This window comes from Candidatus Pelagibacter sp. HIMB1593 (assembly GCF_052047755.1).
Taxonomy (GTDB): Bacteria; Pseudomonadota; Alphaproteobacteria; order Pelagibacterales; family Pelagibacteraceae; genus Pelagibacter.
The window spans coordinates 41558-60129 of sequence record NZ_JBNAJK010000001.1; the positions used below are offsets into that span (position 1 = coordinate 41558).

At 29.1% G+C, this 18572-nt stretch carries 17 protein-coding genes and 1 riboswitch; of the genes, 5 read left to right on the plus strand and 12 right to left on the minus strand.

Annotated features, from left to right (window positions below; translation table 11 throughout):
- Positions 1–4: 4 nt before the first annotated feature.
- A complete protein-coding gene (locus ACTTA0_RS00210; protein ID WP_440675448.1) occupies positions 5–1216 on the minus strand; it encodes an aspartate kinase in 1212 nt (403 codons plus the stop codon).
- A gap of 76 nt (positions 1217–1292) precedes the next feature.
- Here ACTTA0_RS00210 and ubiG point away from each other — a divergent pair, with 76 nt between their 5' ends.
- Positions 1293–2015 carry a bifunctional 2-polyprenyl-6-hydroxyphenol methylase/3-demethylubiquinol 3-O-methyltransferase UbiG gene (ubiG, locus tag ACTTA0_RS00215; protein ID WP_440675449.1) on the plus strand — a complete coding sequence of 241 codons (723 nt, stop codon included), beginning with the start codon at positions 1293–1295 and terminating at the stop codon, positions 2013–2015.
- Here the strand turns inward: ubiG and ACTTA0_RS00220 are convergent.
- Together ACTTA0_RS00220 and argJ are read right to left on the minus strand one after the other, a co-directional pair.
- A complete protein-coding gene (locus ACTTA0_RS00220; protein ID WP_440675450.1) occupies positions 2012–2440 on the minus strand; it encodes a DUF1178 family protein in 429 nt (142 codons plus the stop codon). The genes ubiG and ACTTA0_RS00220 overlap by 4 nt on opposite strands.
- A gap of 39 nt (positions 2441–2479) precedes the next feature.
- A complete protein-coding gene (gene argJ, locus ACTTA0_RS00225) occupies positions 2480–3781 on the minus strand; it encodes a bifunctional glutamate N-acetyltransferase/amino-acid acetyltransferase ArgJ (RefSeq protein WP_440675451.1) in 1302 nt (433 codons plus the stop codon).
- A gap of 65 nt (positions 3782–3846) precedes the next feature.
- On the opposite strand from argJ, the gene secA reads away from it, so the two are divergent.
- Positions 3847–6381, plus strand: a complete 2535-nt coding sequence (gene secA / locus ACTTA0_RS00230) for a preprotein translocase subunit SecA (RefSeq protein WP_440675452.1) — start codon at positions 3847–3849, stop codon at positions 6379–6381.
- 3 nt (positions 6382–6384) lie between these two features.
- Here secA and ACTTA0_RS00235 read toward each other — a convergent pair whose 3' ends face one another.
- The gene (locus ACTTA0_RS00235; protein ID WP_440675453.1) at positions 6385–7479 is read right to left on the minus strand and encodes an acetyl-CoA carboxylase carboxyltransferase subunit alpha; all 1095 of its coding nucleotides are present in this window, start codon (positions 7477–7479) and stop codon (positions 6385–6387) included.
- A 104-nt stretch (positions 7480–7583) separates the two neighbouring features.
- Positions 7584–7671: riboswitch (glycine riboswitch) on the plus strand.
- Positions 7672–7750: 79 nt separating this feature from the next.
- Here ACTTA0_RS00235 and ACTTA0_RS00240 point away from each other — a divergent pair.
- A complete protein-coding gene (locus ACTTA0_RS00240) occupies positions 7751–9913 on the plus strand; it encodes a malate synthase G (protein WP_440675454.1) in 2163 nt (720 codons plus the stop codon).
- On the opposite strand, the gene recR is transcribed toward ACTTA0_RS00240, so the two are convergent.
- From recR to kdsB, 5 genes are all read right to left on the minus strand, one after another.
- Complete coding sequence (recR, locus tag ACTTA0_RS00245; protein WP_440675455.1) at positions 9900–10511, minus strand: recombination mediator RecR; 612 nt, start codon at positions 10509–10511, stop codon at positions 9900–9902. The two genes, ACTTA0_RS00240 and recR, sit on opposite strands and share 14 nt — an antisense overlap.
- Positions 10512–10514: 3 nt before the next feature.
- On the minus strand, positions 10515–10832 hold the full coding sequence (locus tag ACTTA0_RS00250; RefSeq protein ID WP_262590178.1) for a YbaB/EbfC family nucleoid-associated protein: 318 nt from the start codon (positions 10830–10832) through the stop codon (positions 10515–10517).
- Complete coding sequence (gene dnaX / locus ACTTA0_RS00255; RefSeq protein ID WP_440675456.1) at positions 10825–12474, minus strand: DNA polymerase III subunit gamma/tau; 1650 nt, start codon at positions 12472–12474, stop codon at positions 10825–10827. The genes ACTTA0_RS00250 and dnaX overlap by 8 nt, the downstream gene beginning before the upstream one ends.
- 138 nt (positions 12475–12612) lie before the next feature.
- Complete coding sequence (locus ACTTA0_RS00260) at positions 12613–13449, minus strand: prephenate dehydratase domain-containing protein (protein WP_440675457.1); 837 nt, start codon at positions 13447–13449, stop codon at positions 12613–12615.
- A complete protein-coding gene (gene kdsB / locus ACTTA0_RS00265; RefSeq protein ID WP_440675458.1) occupies positions 13449–14180 on the minus strand; it encodes a 3-deoxy-manno-octulosonate cytidylyltransferase in 732 nt (243 codons plus the stop codon). The genes ACTTA0_RS00260 and kdsB overlap by 1 nt, the downstream gene beginning before the upstream one ends.
- Before the next feature lie 93 nt (positions 14181–14273).
- Here kdsB and ACTTA0_RS00270 point away from each other — a divergent pair, with 93 nt between their 5' ends.
- On the plus strand, positions 14274–14813 hold the full coding sequence (locus ACTTA0_RS00270) for a c-type cytochrome (RefSeq protein WP_440675459.1): 540 nt from the start codon (positions 14274–14276) through the stop codon (positions 14811–14813).
- Here the strand turns inward: ACTTA0_RS00270 and argF are convergent.
- Positions 14805–15734, minus strand: a complete 930-nt coding sequence (gene argF / locus ACTTA0_RS00275) for an ornithine carbamoyltransferase (RefSeq protein ID WP_440675460.1) — start codon at positions 15732–15734, stop codon at positions 14805–14807. The genes ACTTA0_RS00270 and argF overlap by 9 nt on opposite strands.
- Positions 15734–16903: an aspartate aminotransferase family protein gene (locus tag ACTTA0_RS00280; protein ID WP_440675461.1), complete on the minus strand. Its 1170-nt coding sequence runs from the start codon at positions 16901–16903 to the stop codon at positions 15734–15736. Before ACTTA0_RS00280 ends, argF begins: the two co-directional genes overlap by 1 nt.
- A 170-nt stretch (positions 16904–17073) precedes the next feature.
- Here ACTTA0_RS00280 and ACTTA0_RS00285 point away from each other — a divergent pair, with 170 nt between their 5' ends.
- Positions 17074–17568, plus strand: coding sequence for a GcrA family cell cycle regulator (locus ACTTA0_RS00285; protein ID WP_440675462.1), 495 nt, complete (start codon positions 17074–17076; stop codon positions 17566–17568).
- A 4-nt stretch (positions 17569–17572) separates the two neighbouring features.
- Here ACTTA0_RS00285 and ACTTA0_RS00290 read toward each other — a convergent pair whose 3' ends face one another.
- The gene (locus ACTTA0_RS00290; protein ID WP_440675463.1) at positions 17573–18556 is read right to left on the minus strand and encodes a complex I NDUFA9 subunit family protein; all 984 of its coding nucleotides are present in this window, start codon (positions 18554–18556) and stop codon (positions 17573–17575) included.
- Positions 18557–18572: the final 16 nt, after the last annotated feature.

Consider the following 18572-nt stretch of genomic DNA (forward strand, 5'->3'; position numbering starts at 1 on the left):
AAGTTTAATCTAGTTTAAATTCTTTATGAAGAGCGGCTATTGCTTTTTTTACATTTTTTGATGAAACTAATACTGAAATTTTAATTTCAGATGTTGATATAACTAAGATGTTTATTTTTTTTGAAGCTAAAGCTTGAAACATCCTGTAAGTAATTCCAGGTGTGGTAATCATCCCAACTCCAATTATAGAAACTTTGGAAAGATTTTTATCAAAAGAAAGTTTTTTATAAGATATCGATTTATTTTGCTTAATTAATTTCTCAGTTTTTTTCAGATCATCAGATTTAATTGTAAAAGTTAAGTCAGTATCTTTTCCATTTTGAGAAATATTTTGTACAACCATATCAACGTTAATTAAATTTCTTGATAGTGGTCTAAAAACTGAAGCAGCAACACCAGGTCTATCTTTAACTCCTACAATTGTGATCTTAGCATCATTTTTAGTTGAAGATATCCCGGTAATTATTTGATCACTAAACGCTTTTTTAGAGCCTGTTATTAATGTACCTGGTTTACTAACAAATGAAGACTTAACTTTAATATCAATATTATTTAGCTTTGCATCTTGAACTGATGTTGGTTGCATCACTTTTGATCCTAATGATGCCATTTCCAACATTTCATCATAAAATATTTTTTTAATTTTCTTTGCTTTTTTATGTTGTCTTGGATCAGTAGTATAAACACCATCGACATCTGTATAAATAATACATTCATCAGCTTTAATAAATTTTGCTAACATTATTGCAGTTGCATCAGAACCACTTCTTCCTATTGTGGTAATTCTATTTTCATTATTAATTCCTTGAAAACCAGTAACAATTGGGATCCCACCTTGTTTCACATAATTATTTAATTCTTTTGTAATTATCTTATTTATTCTTGCTCCAGAATAAGGTCCATCAGTAATTATTGGCAGTTGCCAAGAAACCCATGACCTAGACTTAAAACCATCATGAGTAAGTCTTCCAGCAATTAAAGCACATGAAACTTGTTCTCCAGTGGATACAAGTGCATCATATTCAGATCTACTAAAATTATTACTAATTTGCTTCGTTTTTTTTACGAGCTCATTTGTTACTCCACTCATTGCAGATGAAATCACCAAAACTCTATTTTTTTTCTTTTTATAAGCAGCTATAATTTTGCATACTTTTTTTATCCTATCGATACTACCAACAGAAGTTCCGCCAAATTTTAGTACAACAGTTTTCATGATCAGTTGAATTAATATAATTTAATTATAAATTGATAAAGTACATCTTAATTGTTATGTCAACTAATTATATATTATGAACAGTATTAATAAAAAAGAAATAGAAAAATTTTCAAATATGGCGGCCGAATGGTGGGATCCAGAAGGAAAATTTAAACCTCTTCATAAATTTAATCCTATAAGAATAAAATATATTAAAGAAAATATAGTTAAGGAATTTCAACTTAAAAATAAAAAATATCCTCTTTCTGGAATAAATGTCCTTGATATTGGATGTGGAGGTGGATTGTTATCTGAGCCCATGTGTAAATTAGGAGCTAATGTTACAGCAATCGATGCTTCAAATAAAAATATTGCCATAGCAAACCTACATGCAAAAAAAAACAATCTTAAAATAAACTATATATGTTCATCGCCTGAAAAACTAAAAACTACAAAAAAATTTGATGTAATTTTGAACATGGAGATTGTTGAACATGTTGAGGATGTTGATTTTTTTTTAAAATCATGTGCTAATCTTTTAAAAAAAAATGGATTAATGTTTGTTGCAACTATAAATAAAACCTTAAAATCTTATATATTTGCAATTGTTGGTGCAGAATATGTTTTAAGATGGCTTCCTATTGGCACCCATGAATGGGAAAAGTTTGTTAAGCCTGAGGAATTAAAAAGTATTCTAATCAAGAACAATCTAAATCTCAAAAAAATTGATGGAATGAATTTTAACATTCTAAAGGATGAATGGAATGTTTCAAAAGATTTATCAGTAAATTATATTGCTGAATTTAAGAAAAACTAATTTTCTTTTTCATCAACCCAAGGAATTAATTGAGTATCTATGCCCTCTTCTTTGAGCTCTTTAACGTCTTTCTGAGAGGCTTTACCATATATCCCTTTTGCAGGTTTCTTACTATTGTAATGAATAGATCTAGCTTCATATGCAAAATTATCCCCAACGTACTTAAAATTATCTTTTATAAACTTTTGATAATTTTTAATTGTTTTTTTAATTTTTTTATACTTCTGAGTATCAAATTTTTCTTCATTTTTAGCTTTTCTACTTATTAGCTTAGGAGCCATTAATGTTTTTTCAACTTTTTCAGAATTACAGTTGTGACAGATTAAAAGTTTTTTCTTTTTTAATTTTTCATATTCTGATGAAGTAGAGAACCAACTATCAAACTTTAATTCACAGTTGTTACACAAAAGTTTGTATTTTATCATAGTGGTGAATTAGTTATCAAAATTTATATTTCAATATGTTCAACTTCTATAATCAGCATTAATCTCAATATAATTTTTTGTAAAATCCATAGTAAAAGCAGTAAAGCTTTTAGGACCAGTAAACAAATCTACATTGATTTCTATATTTTCACCTTTCATATACTCAGCTACTAACTTTTCATCGTAGTTCTTGTGTAATTTTCCATCCTGAATTATTTGATAATTTCCAAATTTCAAACCTAATTTATTTAAATTTATTTTTGGTCCTGCTTTTCCTATTGCCATCACTATTCGTCCCCAGTTTGGATCTTCTCCCGCAATAGCTGTTTTTACCAAAGCTGAATTTGCTATTGAGAAAGCAATTGTCTTTGCATCTTGTTCACTTTTGCTTTTATTAATATTTATAGTGACAAATTTTGATGCTCCTTCTCCATCAGAAACTACTCTCTTAGCTAAATTTAATAAAACATTGTTTAATGCTTTGTCAAATTTTTTTAGCTTTATATCATTAATACTTTTAATATTTGAATTGTTTGCTTTATTTGTTGCAAAAATACTAACCATATCATTTGTGCTAGTGTCCCCATCACACGAGATAGCATTAAATGTATTTGTAATATTTTTTTTTAATAATTTACTTAAAATATCATTCGATAAGTTGGCATCTGTAAATATGTATGCCAAGGTGGTTCCCATATTTGGAAATATCATGCCCGAACCCTTGGCGACACCATAAATTTTTACCTCTTTATCTCCAATTTTACATTGTTCCATCGCAAGTTTTGGTTTTGTATCAGTGGTCATTATTCCTAAGGCTGCTTTCATCCAAAGAAATTTGTTTTGTGTATAGTTGATTTTTTTAATCAAGTTTGGAATTTGAACTATTATCTTTTCACATGGAAATGTTTCACCTATTGTACCTGTGCATCCAAAAATAATTTCATTTGAAGTAATTTTCTTTGGATAATCTTCATCTTCAACTTGTTTTTTTGATAATTGTTCAGAGGTTAAATCAGCAATTTTTTCGAGACTTGCATAACCTTGTTTACCTGTGAAAGCATTTGCATTTCTAGTATTTACAATAAGAGAATAAATTTTTTTTGATTTTTGATTTATATTCCATTTGATATTTTCTGAGATAATTTTTGATTGTGTATAGACAGAGGCATGATTTGCGCCATCTCTAAAGTAAAACATTACTAAATCATCTCTTTTAGTTTTATATAAATCTGCGCTTAGAGCTGAAATAGATAAGCCATCTATATGATCGAGGTCCTGGAAATCCATCATTCTGGTATTTTTTGATTTCGAGGTTAAAAAATTTGTTAAATTAATACCCATGATATTTAAAATAATTGTTTAATACATATATTAAACCATATATTTAAAGAATAAATCAAATAGTCATGTTTAACCCACTTAACCTAATTACAAAGTTTATCAAATCTAGTAATCAAAAAGAACTAGATAGAATTGGAAAAATTGTAGAAAAAATAAATTCATACGAGGAACAATTCATAAAATTAAGTGATACAGACTTTCCCAAAAAAACAGTTGAATTTAAAAATCAATTAAAAAATGGAAAAAGTTTAGACGAAATTCTACCTGAAGCATTTGCACTAGTAAGGGAAGCTGCAAAAAGAACAAGACAAGAAAAGCACTTTGATGTTCAACTTATTGGGGGAGTAGTTCTTCACGAAGGTAAAATTGCTGAAATGAGAACGGGTGAGGGAAAAACACTCACTATTGTTTTAGCGGCGTATTTAAATGCGCTTTCTGAAAATGGAGTTCATATAGTAACGGTTAATGATTACTTAGCAAAAAGAGATTCGATAGAAATGGGTATCATATATAATTTTCTAGGCCTTACTTCTGGATTTATAAATAATGACCAAGATGATCTAGAAAGAAAGAAAAACTACAATTGTGACATTACTTATGCAACCAACAGTGAATTAGGATTTGATTATCTAAGAGATAACATGAAGTTTTCTCAAAAAGAAATGGTTCAAAGATCTCATGTATTTTCAATTGTAGATGAAATAGATTCCTGTTTAATTGATGAAGCAAGAACTCCACTTGTAATTTCTGGAGCTGCAGAAGATAAGACTGCTCAATACCTAGCTATAGATAAACTTGTTAAAATTTTAAATAATAAAGATTTTGAAATAGATGAGAAAGAAAAAAGTATACTTTTAACAAACGAGGGTATTAATAATGTTGAAAAACTTTTTTCTAATGCGGGTATCCTAAAAAATGATAATTTTTATGACCCAGAAAATCTTCATTTAGTTCACCACGTAAATCAAGCACTTCGTGCAAATCATTTATTTGAAAAAGGAAAAGATTACATAGTAAAAGATGGAGTTCTTAAAATCATAGACGAATTGACTGGTAGAATTTTAGAAGGAAGAAGATTTGGAGATGGACTTCATCAGGCTCTTGAAGCTAAAGAAAAAATTCAGATACAAGTTGAAAATCAAACTTTAGCATCTATTACCTATCAAAATTATTTTAAACTATATAAAAAAATATCAGGTTGCACCGGTACTGCAGTCACAGAGTCTGAGGAATTTTTTGAGATATATAATCTTTCAGTAGTTGTAATACCAACAAATAAAGAAATGATCCGAAAGGATTATAATGATTTGATCTTTAGAACTGAAAAAGAAAAAAATGATGCAATAATTAATAAGATCATTGAAAAACATGAAATTGGTCAACCAATTTTGGTATTCACATCTAGTATCAACAAATCTGAAGTTTATTCTAAATTATTAAATGAAAAAAATATTAAACACGTAGTTTTAAATGCAAAGAACCATGAAAATGAAGCTGAAATTATTGCAAATGCTGGAAAAGAAAAATCTTTGATAATTACAACTAGTATTTCTGGAAGAGGTGTTGACATCCAGCTTGGTGGAAAAAAAGGATCAATTCCTGATGATCAGTTAAAAATAGATAAAGAAAAAATTAAATCTCTAGGTGGCTTATTTGTAATTGGTACAGAAAGAATGGAGTCTAGAAGAGTGGACAATCAAGCAAGAGGAAGAGCTGGACGACAAGGAGATGAGGGCAGTTCTGTGTTTTATGTAAGTTTAGAAGATGATTTGATGAGAATTTTTGGCTCAGAATCTATGAATAATATGCTTGAAAAACTTGGTTTAAAAGATGGTGAAAGTATTGATCACCCTTGGATCAACAAAGCATTAGAAAGAGCTCAGCAAAAAGTTGAAGCCAGAAATTTTGATATCAGAAAAACACTTATCAAATTTGATAATGTTTTGAATGACCAAAGACATGTTGTGTTTTCTCAAAGAAAAAACGCAATGAATAGTGAAAATATTTTTGATTATTCCGACGAATTTTTAAAAGAAATATCAGAAGACTTGATAAAATTAAAAATTCAAAATCTATCTAACCCAAAAAGTAATGAATTTAACAATAAAGTTAGGCAAATTGTTGGGAAAAGTTTTAATGATACTGAACTTGAAAGTTTGATTTCTGCAAAAGATAATGAACTGAAAGAGCAAATATCCTCAAAATTTAATGATACACGTAATGAAAGAATTAAAGTTCTAAACGAGCAGCATGCAAAAGAAATTGAAAAAAGAATATTTTTGCAAACGATAGATTTGAATTGGAAATCACATATACAATATTTAGAACAACTTAGACAAGTGATTGGATTAAGATCTTACGGTCAAAGAGATCCTTTAGTTGAATATAAAAAAGAAGCTTTTGATTTATTTTCAAATTTATTAGAAAAACTAAAATTAGACTACGTTACAATTTTAATTAATTTAAAAGTTATAACAGAAGAAAGATCTTCTAATGAGGAAAGAGTAAATCCAAAACCACAAACCAAAAAAATGGGAAGAAATGAACCTTGCTTCTGTGGATCGGGTAAGAAGTTTAAACATTGCCATGGAGCTTTGTAATTCTTAAAAAAGAAATAATAAAGAAGCTAAAAACAATAAACCTACACCAATACCAAATAATAATTTTTTTGATTTAAAAATATTATCAAAATTATTTTTCTTAACGGTCAAATTGCTTAAATCTTCTACATTGCTCATAAAACCATCATTTCTTCCAATTTTTAAAAATTTATTTTTTCTTTCATTCATTATATCTTCTGACGTCATTTCTTTGTATTGATCTAAATTTGTAGAAATAGATTTTCTAACGTTATCAAGCATCAGGTCTCTATCCCTGTGAGCACCGCCTAAAGGTTCTGGGATTATTTCATCAATAACTTTTAATTTTAATAAATCTTTTGCAGAAAGCTTCATTGCTTTTGCTGCATCAAGCATTTTTTTTGGATCTCTCCACAATATAGTTGCACAGCCTTCAGGAGATATAACTGAATAAATAGCATTTTCTAGCATGATAACTTTGTTGGACGATGCTAATGCAATCGCACCACCTGAGCCACCTTCACCTATAATTATTGCAATAGTTGGCACCTTAAGTTCCATGCAACATTCAATTGATTTTGCTATTGCCTCAGCTTGACCTCTTTCCTCTGCACCTACACCAGGATAAGCGCCTGGCGTATCTATAAAAGAGATAATTGGAATTTTAAATTTATTTGCTAAATTCATTAATCGAATAGTTTTTCTATAACCCTCAGGTCGCATCATCCCAAAATTTCTTTCGATTCTACTATCTAAATCTTCACCCTTTTCTTGGCCAATAACCAAAACCGAATAACCATTGAATTTTGCAAAACCTGTAAGTACAGATTTATCTTCGCCATAATAACGGTCTCCAGATATAGAAATAAAATCTTCGAATAAATTATCTATGAAAAATTTAGACTTTGGTCTGTCTTCATGTCTTGCAACCATGGTGGTTTGCCATGGATCTAGGTTTGAATATATATCATTTAATTTTTGATCTAACTCAACTTGTGTTTTTGAAATTTTTTGCGTATCTACTTCTGACAATCCCTCTTGATTATAGGGATCTTTTAATTTTTCCAATTCTGTCTCTAAATCTTTAATCTCAGTTTCAAAATTAAGATAATTTTTCATAATATGGTTATAGCGGATGGTTAATTCATAAAAAAGGCAATAAAATGATATTTAATTTAAAGTGTAATTGTTATTAATTGACTCTTTTCTAGAAGAAGATACATATTTTGCTATCGGGAGAGACTAATATATTTAGCACCGAAGGAGCAACCACCCCGGAAACTCTCAGGTAAAAAGGACCGATAGTTGCATAACACTCTGGAAAGAGAATTAATTCCGCCGAAGGAGCAAAACTCTCAGGCAAAAATACAGATGGGGTAATTTAGGTGATATGCAAGAAAAATATATAAATATAAATACTTTAAAAGTATCTGAAAAACTTTCTCAATTTATTAGCGACGAGCTATTAAAAGAAACAGATCTATCTGTTGATAATTTTTGGTCAGGGTTCGAGAAAACAGTCAATGAATTAGCACCTAAAAATAAAGAATTAATAAAATTTAGAGAAGACTTACAAAAACAAATAGACAATTGGCATATAAAAAATAAGGGAAATGAATTTAATTTGTCAGAATATAAAAAATTTCTAACAGAAATTGGTTATTTGAAAGAAGAAGGTGACGATTTTGAAATATCAACTCAAAATGTTGATGAGGAAATAACAAGTATTGCTGGACCTCAACTTGTTGTACCAGTAATGAATGCGAGATATGCATTAAATGCTGCTAATGCTAGATGGATGAGCTTGTACGATAGTCTGTATGGAACAGATGTAATTGAACAATCAGAAGATAGTGTATCTGAAAGATACGACCCATTAAGAGGTGAGATGGTAATAAAATATGGAAGAGATTTTTTAGATAAATATTTTCCATTAGCAGGATTGAGTTGGCAAAAAATTACAAGTTTTGCAGTTAAGTATGGAAAATTTAAAGCTTTAAAAGGTGCTGATATTTATGATTTGTTAGATGAGAATAAGTTTATTGGCCATAGGGGTGAAGCTGACAACCCGTCTGCTATAATTTTAAAAAATAACAATTTACATATAGAAATTTTAAAAGACTCAAGAGCTTTTGCAGCTCAACAAGATCATGCTGGGATTAGTGACATAATTTTAGAATCTGCGGTGTCAACTATATGTGATAACGAAGATAGTGTAGCTGCTGTAGATGCAGAAGATAAAATTGTTTGTTACAGAAATTGGCTAGGTCTGATGAAAGGTGATCTAAAATCAAAATTTGAAAAAGAAGGAAAATTATTTGAAAGAAAACTTAATCCTAATAGAAGCTATATTTCAAAAGATGGAAAAGGTTTAAAGCTTCATGGAAGAAGTTTACTGCTAGTTAGAAATGTTGGTCACTTAATGACTAATCCATCAATAATTTTAAAAGATGGTAGTGAAGTTCCAGAAGGAATAATGGATGCATTCATTACTACAGCTGCAGCCCTTCATGATATTAAGAAAAAAACTAATTCAAGAACTGGTTCTATTTATATTGTGAAACCAAAAATGCATGGACCAGATGAAACTGCATTTACTGATTTGCTTTTCTCAAAAGTTGAAGAAGTTTTAGGTTTGCCAAAATATACCTGCAAGATTGGAATAATGGATGAAGAAAGAAGAACTTCGGCTAATTTAAAAGAGTGCATTAGATCGTTAAAAAATAGAGTTTTCTTTATAAATACAGGTTTTCTAGACAGAACTGGTGATGAAATGCACACCTCTATGGAAGCTGGTCCGATGATTAAAAAAGGTGACATGAAAACTTCAAAATGGATTACAGCATATGAGAACAACAATGTTGATATTGGTTTAAAATGTGGATTATCTGGAAAAGCTCAAATTGGAAAAGGAATGTGGGCAATGCCTGATAAAATGAAAGATATGATGGAGCAAAAAACTGGACATTTAAAAGCAGGTGCAAATTGTGCATGGGTTCCATCTCCGACTGCTGCAGCTTTACATTCGCTACATTATCATGAAATAAATATTTTTGATGAACAACAAAAAATTGAAAATAGAGAACAAGCAAAGCTTGATGATCTTTTAACAATACCTACTGCTGATAGACCAAATTGGTCTGTAGATGAAATTAATAAAGAAATTTCTAACTCAGCTCAAACTTTATTAGGTTATGTGGTCAGATGGATTGATCAGGGCGTTGGATGCTCCAAAGTACCAGATATAAACAACGTAGGTTTGATGGAAGATAGAGCCACTCTTAGAATTTCATCTCAACATATTGCAAATTGGATACATCATGGAATTACAACAAAAATTCAAGTTGTAGAAATTCTTAAAGACATGGCTAAAATTGTTGATGATCAAAATAAAAATGACACTAATTACGTAAGAATGAGTGATAACTTTGAAAATTCAATTGCATTTCAAACTGCATGTGATTTGGTGTTTAAAGGAAAAGAACAGCCATCTGGTTATACTGAACCCTTACTGCATTTAAATAGACTTACTAAAAAGTCTAATCTGAATTAGAAATTAAATTAGACCGATTTTTAAAAGCAGAAAACAAAGTCCCATCATCTAAACTTTCAATTTCACCACCTACAGGTAAACCCTGTGCAAGTTTTGTAATTTTTACATTACAATTTTTTAGGCTATCTTGAATGTAGTAAGCAGTTGTTTGACCTTCAACAGTTGCACTTGTGGCTAATATGACTTCTTCAATTTTATCTCGGTTAACTCTCTCAACCAACGAATTTACAAGTAAATCTTCTTTTCTTTGACCTACTGATGAAATAGTGCCTCCAAGAATATGAAAATACCCTTGGTAAATATTTGAATTTTCAATTGACCATTGATCTGCAATGTCTTCTACAACACAAATCTTTGAATATTTATTTTTTGTATTTTCACAATTTATACATCCAGTTGAAATTGACTTAAGTGAACCACAAGAATTACATCTAGTTACATTTTTATAAACTTGAGCCAATGTATTTGCCATTGGTTTTACTAATTCATCACGGTTATTAATGAGTTTTAAAACAATCCTTTTGGCAGATTTTGGTCCTAAACCTGGAAGCTTTGAAATTAATTTTATTAACTCTTCAATCTCGTTAATATTTTGCATCTACTATAGTGGCCACTTAAAACCAGGTATTCCAAATCCACCTGTAGCTTTTGATATCTCTTCTGATGTTTTCGACTTTAATTGCGATTTAGCGTTATTATGTGCAGCTACAATTAAATCTTCTATTATTGATTTGTCTTCTTTCATTATTTCATCTGATAGTTTAATTGATTGCATTTCACCTTCTCCATCCAAGACGATTTTTGCTGAGTTTGAGCCAGAAACACCCTCTACTCTAATCTCCTTAATTTTTTGCTGACTCTCTTTCATTTTTGCTTCAAGTTCTTTTGCTTTATCTAATATTTTATTAAAATCAGTCATTATCCTTATCCTCCTTAGTTATCGATTTAACATCTACCAGTTCTGCATCAGGAAAATTTTCCATAAAGTTTTTATAAATTTCAGTTTGTTTAGCTTTTTCAATTAATATTTTTTTTTCATTTTCTTTCTTTTCTCTAACTGAGAGATCTCCTTTTGATTTACTAAGTGTGATAATCCATCTTTCTTTTGTCCATTCAAAAAGCTTTGTGGAAAGATCTTTTACAAAATCTTTATCAAGGCTGTCATTAAATGAAATCTCAATCCTATTTTTTTCAAATTTAACCAAATTGACATTTTTCTCTAATTCAAATTTAAGTTTTAATTCTCTTTTACTTGTGCAAGTAGCAATTAATTCATCAAAAGAATTAATTTGAGTTTTAATTTCTGCTTTAACTTCAGTTTGTATTTCAGGATTCTTTTTTTCTTCTTGAGAAATATTTTTTATTTGGTCAATAATTTTACTCTCTGTTTTTATTTCAATTTTGCTAGTTGAATTTTCTTCTTTAGGTTTTGTATCTATTTGTTTAACTTGTTTTACAGAACTTAAATGCATTAATCTAATCAAAAACATCTCAATTGATAAATGTTGGTTTGATACAATATCTAATTCTTCTAATGACTTGATAGAAAATTGCCAAAATAAAATTAATACATCTGGTTGGATTTGATTAGAAATATTTTTTATTTTGTTAAATTCTTCATCATTGAGAGAAAAATTTGTGCTTTCTAAAGTTAAAGAATTTATATTTTTAAAGTAATACAACAGTTCTAAAAAATCATTTAAAAATATTTTTGGTTCAACTCCCTGATCATATATTTTTCTATAAATTTTTATTACCTTTTCTTCTTCTCCTCTTAATATCAATTCAAATAAATCAATTAATTGTGATTTATCAAAATAACCAAAAATATTTTGAGCAGAATTTAAATCTAGTTCTTTATCATTATCTAAACTCAATAACGCTCTATCTAATAGAGATAATGCATCTCTTACTGAGCCCTCTGATATTTTTACAATTAATTTTAGAGCGTCTTCCGTAATTTTTCCTTTTTCTTTATCTTTAATTTTTTTTATAAAATCTAACAATTCAGAAGATTTAATCCTTGAAAGATCAAAACGCTGACACCTTGAAACGACAGTTATAGGAATCTTTTTTATTTCTGTTGTGGCAAATATAAATTTTAAATATGAAGGTGGTTCTTCCAATGTTTTTAGTAAAGCATTAAAAGCTTGTTTACTTAACATATGAACTTCATCGATTATAAAAATTTTGTACTTTGCTGAAGTAGGTCCGTATCTGGAAAACTCAATTAGATCTCTAACATCATCAACTCCTGTTTTGCTGGCCGCATCCATTTCAAGTACATCAATGTGACTTGAATTTGCAATCGACTGACAATTTTCACACAAATTATCCATACACATTTTTTCAATACCATTTGAGCAATTCAAGGCTTTTGCTACTATTCTTGCAGTTGTAGTTTTTCCAATCCCTCTAATTCCAGTAAATAAATATGCATTAGGTACTTTGTCAGCTTTTATTGAGTTTATAATTGTTTCAGCAACAACTTCTTGACCAATAAGATCATCGAATATTTGAGGTCTATATTTAAGAGCCAATACTTTTGAATTGTTATTCATAAATTTTTATAGGAGACTAGAACCTGAATAACTGTCTCTACGACTGCTTCCGTTAAGATCTGGTCGGGTTCAAGCAGCATCCACCTCTAGCCTCCAATTCTATTATAGCAGTTAAAATTTCTAATCTACAAGAAAAGATTATTGTTTTTTTTGTCTCAAAATATCAGCTTCAAAAACACCCAGGACGTGAAAATCTTCACAATGTAAGCCTAGCTCTTCAAGAGATTTTTGAACCTTTGGATCTTCAATATGTCCATCTAAATCACATAAGAAAAAATAAGAGTCGAAAGAATTTTTTTCAGGGTAACTTTGAAGCTTAGTAAGATTTACTCCATTGATAGCAAATCCTCCAAGTGATTGATAAAGAGCTGCAGGTTTACTTTTTAGTTTAAATAAGAATGAAGTTATATATTTTTTATCTCCAAACTCAGGTTGAGATATATTTTTTCCCATAACAAGAAACCTTGTTAAATTTCCACTCTCATTTTCTATATTTTTCTTGATTACATCAAGATTATAAATTTCAGCACTTAAAGATGATGCTATTGCCGCTTGTTTTTTGTCTTTTGTTTTAGAAATCATCTCAGCTGATCCAGCTGTATCTGCTCTTATATGTTCAGCAATATTATTTTCTTTTATGAAATTTGAACATTGCGACAAACCCTGTGCATGAGAATAAACTTCTTTTATATCAGACAGTTTAGCTCCCTGTTGACCTAATAAATTATGTTCGATTTTTTGAAAGTGCTCTTGGTAAATATTCAACCTGTGTTTAAAGATTAAATATTCAATTCCTATATTTCCTGTAATTCTATTAGACTCTGGAATTATTATTCTACAATCGGGTTCTTCTGAAGCTTTATTAAAACAATCATCAAAAGTTTTACAAGGTAAAATTTCAGCATCAGGGTCGATTGATAATGCTGCTAAATGAGAATAAGCTCCAAATGTTCCTTGAAAATATATTTTACCCATCAGGACTTATATTCCATTATTTTTTTTAAGGCCAGATAATCTTCCTCTGTATCAACTCCTATAGGGGCTTTGCTTGCTAGTGCAACATTTATTTTGATATTATTATCTAGAGCTCGAAGTTGTTCTAATTTATTTTCAATTTCATTTTTTGATTGTGGTAATTCAACAAAATTTTTAAGAATTTCAGATGAATAACAGTAAATTCCAATATGGTGATAAACATTTGAGGTATATTCAGATTTCCTTAAAAATATTTTTGCTTTAGAAAACCGGTCATCTTCTAAATTATTTTCAGTAATAACTTTAACTATATTTTCGTTTGTTAAATCTAATTTATCTTCAACTTTAGCAGCCAGAGTTCCTATTTTTGCTTTATGATCTATCATCATTTGGTTTAGATTTGTAATATCCTCAATATTTATTGCCGGTTCATCACCCTGAAGATTCATTATAAAATCAATATTATCTAAGTTGAGTTTTTGATAAGCTTCATATATTCGGTCTGTACCAGTTTTATGTTTATTGCTTGTTAAAATCGCATTTCCTCCATTATTTTTTACATCATTGACAATCTCTTGATCCTCTGCAGCAACAATTACCTCTCCAATATTTGCCTCTTTTGCCTTATTAAATACATGTGAAATAATTGAAATATCATTGATTTTTAATAATGGTTTTCCTGGAAGCCTAGTTGCAGATAATCTAGAGGGTATAATTATAAGAGTTTTCATCAATCACTAATTAAAATAGAGGCAAATTTATACATTAAATTTTAGTCAAATTTTAATTTATCATGTTATACGTTCAAAATTAAATTTATAAAAATGGATTCTTTTGAAATTAACAAAATTGTAGCTGCAGTTCTAATGGTAGCACTTCTTGTTATTGGTATAGGAAAATTATCTGATGTAATTTTTCATGTAGAAAAACCAGAAACTCCAGGTTACACGGTGGAAGTTGAACAACTATCTACTGTATCATCTTCTACAACAACTACTGCAGAGGAAAAAGTCGACATTGCAGCATTAATGGCTATGGGAGATATAGCAAGTGGAGAAAAAATATTTAAAAAGTGTGCAGCCTGTCATTCAATAATTAAGGGTGGGAAAAATGCTATAGGTCCAGCTTTATATAATGTCGTTGGAAGAAAAGCTGGAGCAGTTGAAGATTATAAATATTCAAAAGCATTAGCTGCTTATGAAAAGGAATGGACATTTGAAGAGCTAAATGGATTTCTAAAAAAACCTGCAAAATATATTAAAGGTACAAAAATGGCTTATGCAGGCTTAAGAAAAGAAGCAGATAGAGCTTCGGTAATTAAGTATCTAAATGAAAATTCAGATAGCCCAGTTCCACTACCTTAATTTTCCAAAACAATACAACAAAATACTTTTTTGAACGTGAACTCTATTAAGAGCTTGTACCCATACATGAGATTTTTTTCCTAAGAAAATATCTTCAGAAACTTCATTACCTCTAGGCAGACAATGTAAAAAAATACATTTCTTATTTGCAAAACTCATTAATTTTTTATCAATTTTAAATTTTTTAAATGCTTGAATTTTTTTCTTTTTGTTTACTTTGTCATTTAACGAAATAACTTTATCAGAAAAAATTACATCTGCTCCACTAGCAGCTTTTTTTGGATCATTATAAATATAAATTTTTCTCTTATTTTTTTTAACCCAATTTCTCACTTCTTTTCCTGGTTCAAAGTTTTTTGGACAACCAATACTTAATTTAAAAGAAAATTTAACTGAGGCAGCAATTAAACTATCTAGCACATTATTTGAATCTCCAATCCAGCAAATATTTAATTTAGAAATAGGTTTTTTTTTAATCTCTTCAACTGTAAAAACATCTGAAAGTACTTGAGTTGGATGAGAGGATGGGCTCAAACCATTAATGACCGGAATAGATAAATATTTTTTAAAATCCTCAATTTTTTTATCACTATCTGTTCTCAACATAAATCCATCACCATAAGTTGATAGAACCTTCGCTGTATCTGATATACTTTCGCCACCTTGTCCTAAATGAAGTTCATTAGATCTAAGTGTTACAGTACCTCCTCCAAGCTGTTTTATTGCTAAATAAAAGCTCATTCTTGTTCTCAGGCTTGGTTTTTCAAACATTTGGATCAAAATTTTACCTTTTAATGGAGCACCTTTGTCCGTCTCTAATGTATTAAGTTTTTTTCGAGAGCTTTTTCTTTTTTTTGCATCAGTAATTATTTTTCTTAAATCTTTACTGGGAATATCTTTTAAGTTTATAAAATGTTTCATTATAATTTAAATTGACTACAAACTTTATTTATAATTTTTAAAGCTTCATCAATCTCACTTTTTTTAACATTAAGAGGTGGTAAAATTCTGACAACATTTTCAGCAGCACGAATAGTTAATAATTTATTTTCCATTAATTTTTTAATAAAATTTGTCTGATCTTGATGTAACTGTATACCAATTAGAAAACCTCTTCCTCTTATTTGTTTAATAATACTAGGATATTTTTCTTTAATTTTATTAAGGTTTAATAAAAAATATTTAGATAATTTTTTTACATTATTTAAAAACTTTTTATTTGAAACTATATCCATTACTTTATTTCCAACAGACATAGCAAGTGGGTTGCCTCCAAATGTCGAGCCATGGGTGCCAGGAGTCATCCCTACGGCTACTTTTTTATTCATAAGAACAGCTCCTATTGGAAACCCGCCTCCAATTCCTTTGGCTATTGGAACTATATCTGGTTTTACTTTAGATTTTTCAAATGCAAAGAAATCTCCTGATCTGCCTATTCCACATTGAACTTCATCCAGAATTAAAAGAATTTTTTTCTTATCACACAATTTTCTAAGCTCTTTTAAACAGAAATCTGGAATAACTTTAATTCCTCCCTCTCCCATTATCGTTTCTACCATTATAGCTGCAGTATCTTTTGTGATTTTCTTTTCTAATGCTTTGTGGTCTCCAAAAATAAAGTGATCAAATCCTTTTACTTTAGGGCCAAATCCTTCTGTCATTTTTTTAGAACCACTTGCATAAATTGCAGCTAATGTTCTTCCATGAAATGAATTTTTAATGCAAAGAATTCTATTTTTATTTGGTTTACCTATTGAAAAAAAATATCTTCTAGCAACTTTAATGGCTGCCTCAGTAGCTTCTGCTCCACTATTTTGAAACATCACATAATCAGCGAATGTTTTTTTACATAGTTTTTTTGCTAGATTTTCTCCTTCAGGAATTTGAAAAGCATTTGATACATGCCAAAGCTTTTTTGATTGGTTGTTTATAGTTTTGATTAAACTTGGATGAGCATGACCTAAAGAATTAACGGCAATACCCATAACAAAATCAAGATATTTTTTTCCATCAGTGGAGTAAAGATAGCTTCCCTTACCATACTTAAATGAAATTTTTTTTCTGTTATAATTTTTTGCTAAATTGCTCATAAATTAAATTTGTTTTTATAAATTTTATTTCATAGATACAAGTTATGATTGAAAAACTAATTTTATTTGAGCTAAGCTTTTATTGTTGATAACTCTAATTTTTTCATTGTTTCAATTAAATTAATAACAGTATATTGTCATTTTAAAATTAATTAACACAATATATAGATATGAGTTGGACTGAAGAAAAAGTTTCAAAATTAAAGGAATTATGGGGCAAAGGCAATACAGCTAGTCAAATAGCTGAGATCATTGGTGGTATTAGTCGAAACGCAGTAATTGGAAAAGCTCATAGATTAAATCTTTCAGCAAAAATAAAAACAAGAACTGCAACTTCAAATAAAAATTTCGAAAATTCAATTGAGCAGAATAACGTTAAATCAAAAAGAGGTCGTAAAAGTAAGTTTAAATCATTGATTATCGAAAAAGATTTTGAACCTGAAAATCCTAAACAATTAGAAGAACTAGATGAGAATTCATGCAAGTGGCCAATAGGTCATCCAGATGAAAAAGAATTTTATTTTTGTGGCAGATCCTCTTTAAAAGATTTCTCTTATTGCAAACTTCATTTACTTTATGCTTATCAACCAAAAGGTAAAAAAGAAGAAGTTACAGAAAAAGAGGAAGTTCCAGAATTTATTGAAAAGAAAATTCAATCTGCTTAGAAACTTAACTCGTTTTAATATCTATATTATCTGAATTATATTTTTCTGTGGAAAATTGACCACCTTCCCTCCACATATAGCAATATCTCTTAACTTCATCATCGAAGTATCTCAAACCTGGCACACATATGTCAGAATTAGATTTATATTTTCCAGATAAAACATTATCATATTTAAGAAGTTTTAATTGATCTCTAGTCAAAAGTGGTTTCGGCATAATTTCAAAAAATCTCGCTGAAATTTGTGCTATTGGTAGAGGCATTGGTATTAACAATCTTTTCTTTCCAATTAAATTTAATAATTTTTGTAATATTTCTTTAAATGTAATTATTTCTGGACCAACACATTCAATTATTTTGGAATTAACATCATTTGAAATTACATTTAAAATAACATCAGTAAGGTCTGAACAATGAATTGGAGCAAACTTTGTCTTACCTTGATAATAGAGTGGAAATATTGGCAATCTATTTAAAAGTGTCATAAAATTTGTAGTAAAATTATCGTCTACTGAATACACAATAGAAGGTCTTATAATTGTGGCTAACGGGAAATTTCTAAGAATTCTTTCCTCTCCCTCTAATTTACTTTTAGCATAATCAGAGTCTGTGGCCTCGTTTATTCCAAGTGCTGATAGATGAATAAGGTGCTTAAGTTTGTATTCTTTTGAAAGTTTAGATAACAAAGAAGGAAAAACGGTGTGAATATTTTTAAATGTGTTTCCTTTCTTTGACTCAAATAAAATACCTATTAGATTTATACATATATCTGCATTTTCAAAAAGCTTTCTAAGTTTTTGTTCTTCAAAAATATTAGATTCAACAATATCTATATAACCTGCATTTGCTTGAGTTTTTATGATGTAGCTTTTTTGATGAATGTTTCTCGTAACAACAGTTACTTTGTAATTCTTCTTTGTAAGCTTCCTAATTAGATTTCGACCAATTTGACCGCTACCACCAAAAATTAGACAATTTTTTGCTTTCATATATATATGTTTAAAA

Excerpts from the sequence above, each read along its gene's own strand:
- ACTTA0_RS00210 (WP_440675448.1), bottom strand. The coding sequence starts at position 1,216 with ATGAAAACTGTTGTACTAAAATTTGGCGGAACTTCTGTTGGTAGTATC.
- ubiG (WP_440675449.1), top strand. The coding sequence starts at position 1,293 with ATGAACAGTATTAATAAAAAAGAAATAGAAAAATTTTCAAATATGGCG.
- ACTTA0_RS00220 (WP_440675450.1), bottom strand. The coding sequence starts at position 2,440 with ATGATAAAATACAAACTTTTGTGTAACAACTGTGAATTAAAGTTTGAT.
- argJ (WP_440675451.1), bottom strand. The coding sequence starts at position 3,781 with ATGGGTATTAATTTAACAAATTTTTTAACCTCGAAATCAAAAAATACC.
- secA (WP_440675452.1), top strand. The coding sequence starts at position 3,847 with ATGTTTAACCCACTTAACCTAATTACAAAGTTTATCAAATCTAGTAAT.
- ACTTA0_RS00235 (WP_440675453.1), bottom strand. The coding sequence starts at position 7,479 with ATGAAAAATTATCTTAATTTTGAAACTGAGATTAAAGATTTAGAGACA.
- ACTTA0_RS00240 (WP_440675454.1), top strand. The coding sequence starts at position 7,751 with ATGCAAGAAAAATATATAAATATAAATACTTTAAAAGTATCTGAAAAA.
- recR (WP_440675455.1), bottom strand. The coding sequence starts at position 10,511 with ATGCAAAATATTAACGAGATTGAAGAGTTAATAAAATTAATTTCAAAG.
- ACTTA0_RS00250 (WP_262590178.1), bottom strand. The coding sequence starts at position 10,832 with ATGACTGATTTTAATAAAATATTAGATAAAGCAAAAGAACTTGAAGCA.
- dnaX (WP_440675456.1), bottom strand. The coding sequence starts at position 12,474 with ATGAATAACAATTCAAAAGTATTGGCTCTTAAATATAGACCTCAAATA.
- ACTTA0_RS00260 (WP_440675457.1), bottom strand. The coding sequence starts at position 13,449 with ATGGGTAAAATATATTTTCAAGGAACATTTGGAGCTTATTCTCATTTA.
- kdsB (WP_440675458.1), bottom strand. The coding sequence starts at position 14,180 with ATGAAAACTCTTATAATTATACCCTCTAGATTATCTGCAACTAGGCTT.
- ACTTA0_RS00270 (WP_440675459.1), top strand. The coding sequence starts at position 14,274 with ATGGATTCTTTTGAAATTAACAAAATTGTAGCTGCAGTTCTAATGGTA.
- argF (WP_440675460.1), bottom strand. The coding sequence starts at position 15,734 with ATGAAACATTTTATAAACTTAAAAGATATTCCCAGTAAAGATTTAAGA.
- ACTTA0_RS00280 (WP_440675461.1), bottom strand. The coding sequence starts at position 16,903 with ATGAGCAATTTAGCAAAAAATTATAACAGAAAAAAAATTTCATTTAAG.
- ACTTA0_RS00285 (WP_440675462.1), top strand. The coding sequence starts at position 17,074 with ATGAGTTGGACTGAAGAAAAAGTTTCAAAATTAAAGGAATTATGGGGC.
- ACTTA0_RS00290 (WP_440675463.1), bottom strand. The coding sequence starts at position 18,556 with ATGAAAGCAAAAAATTGTCTAATTTTTGGTGGTAGCGGTCAAATTGGT.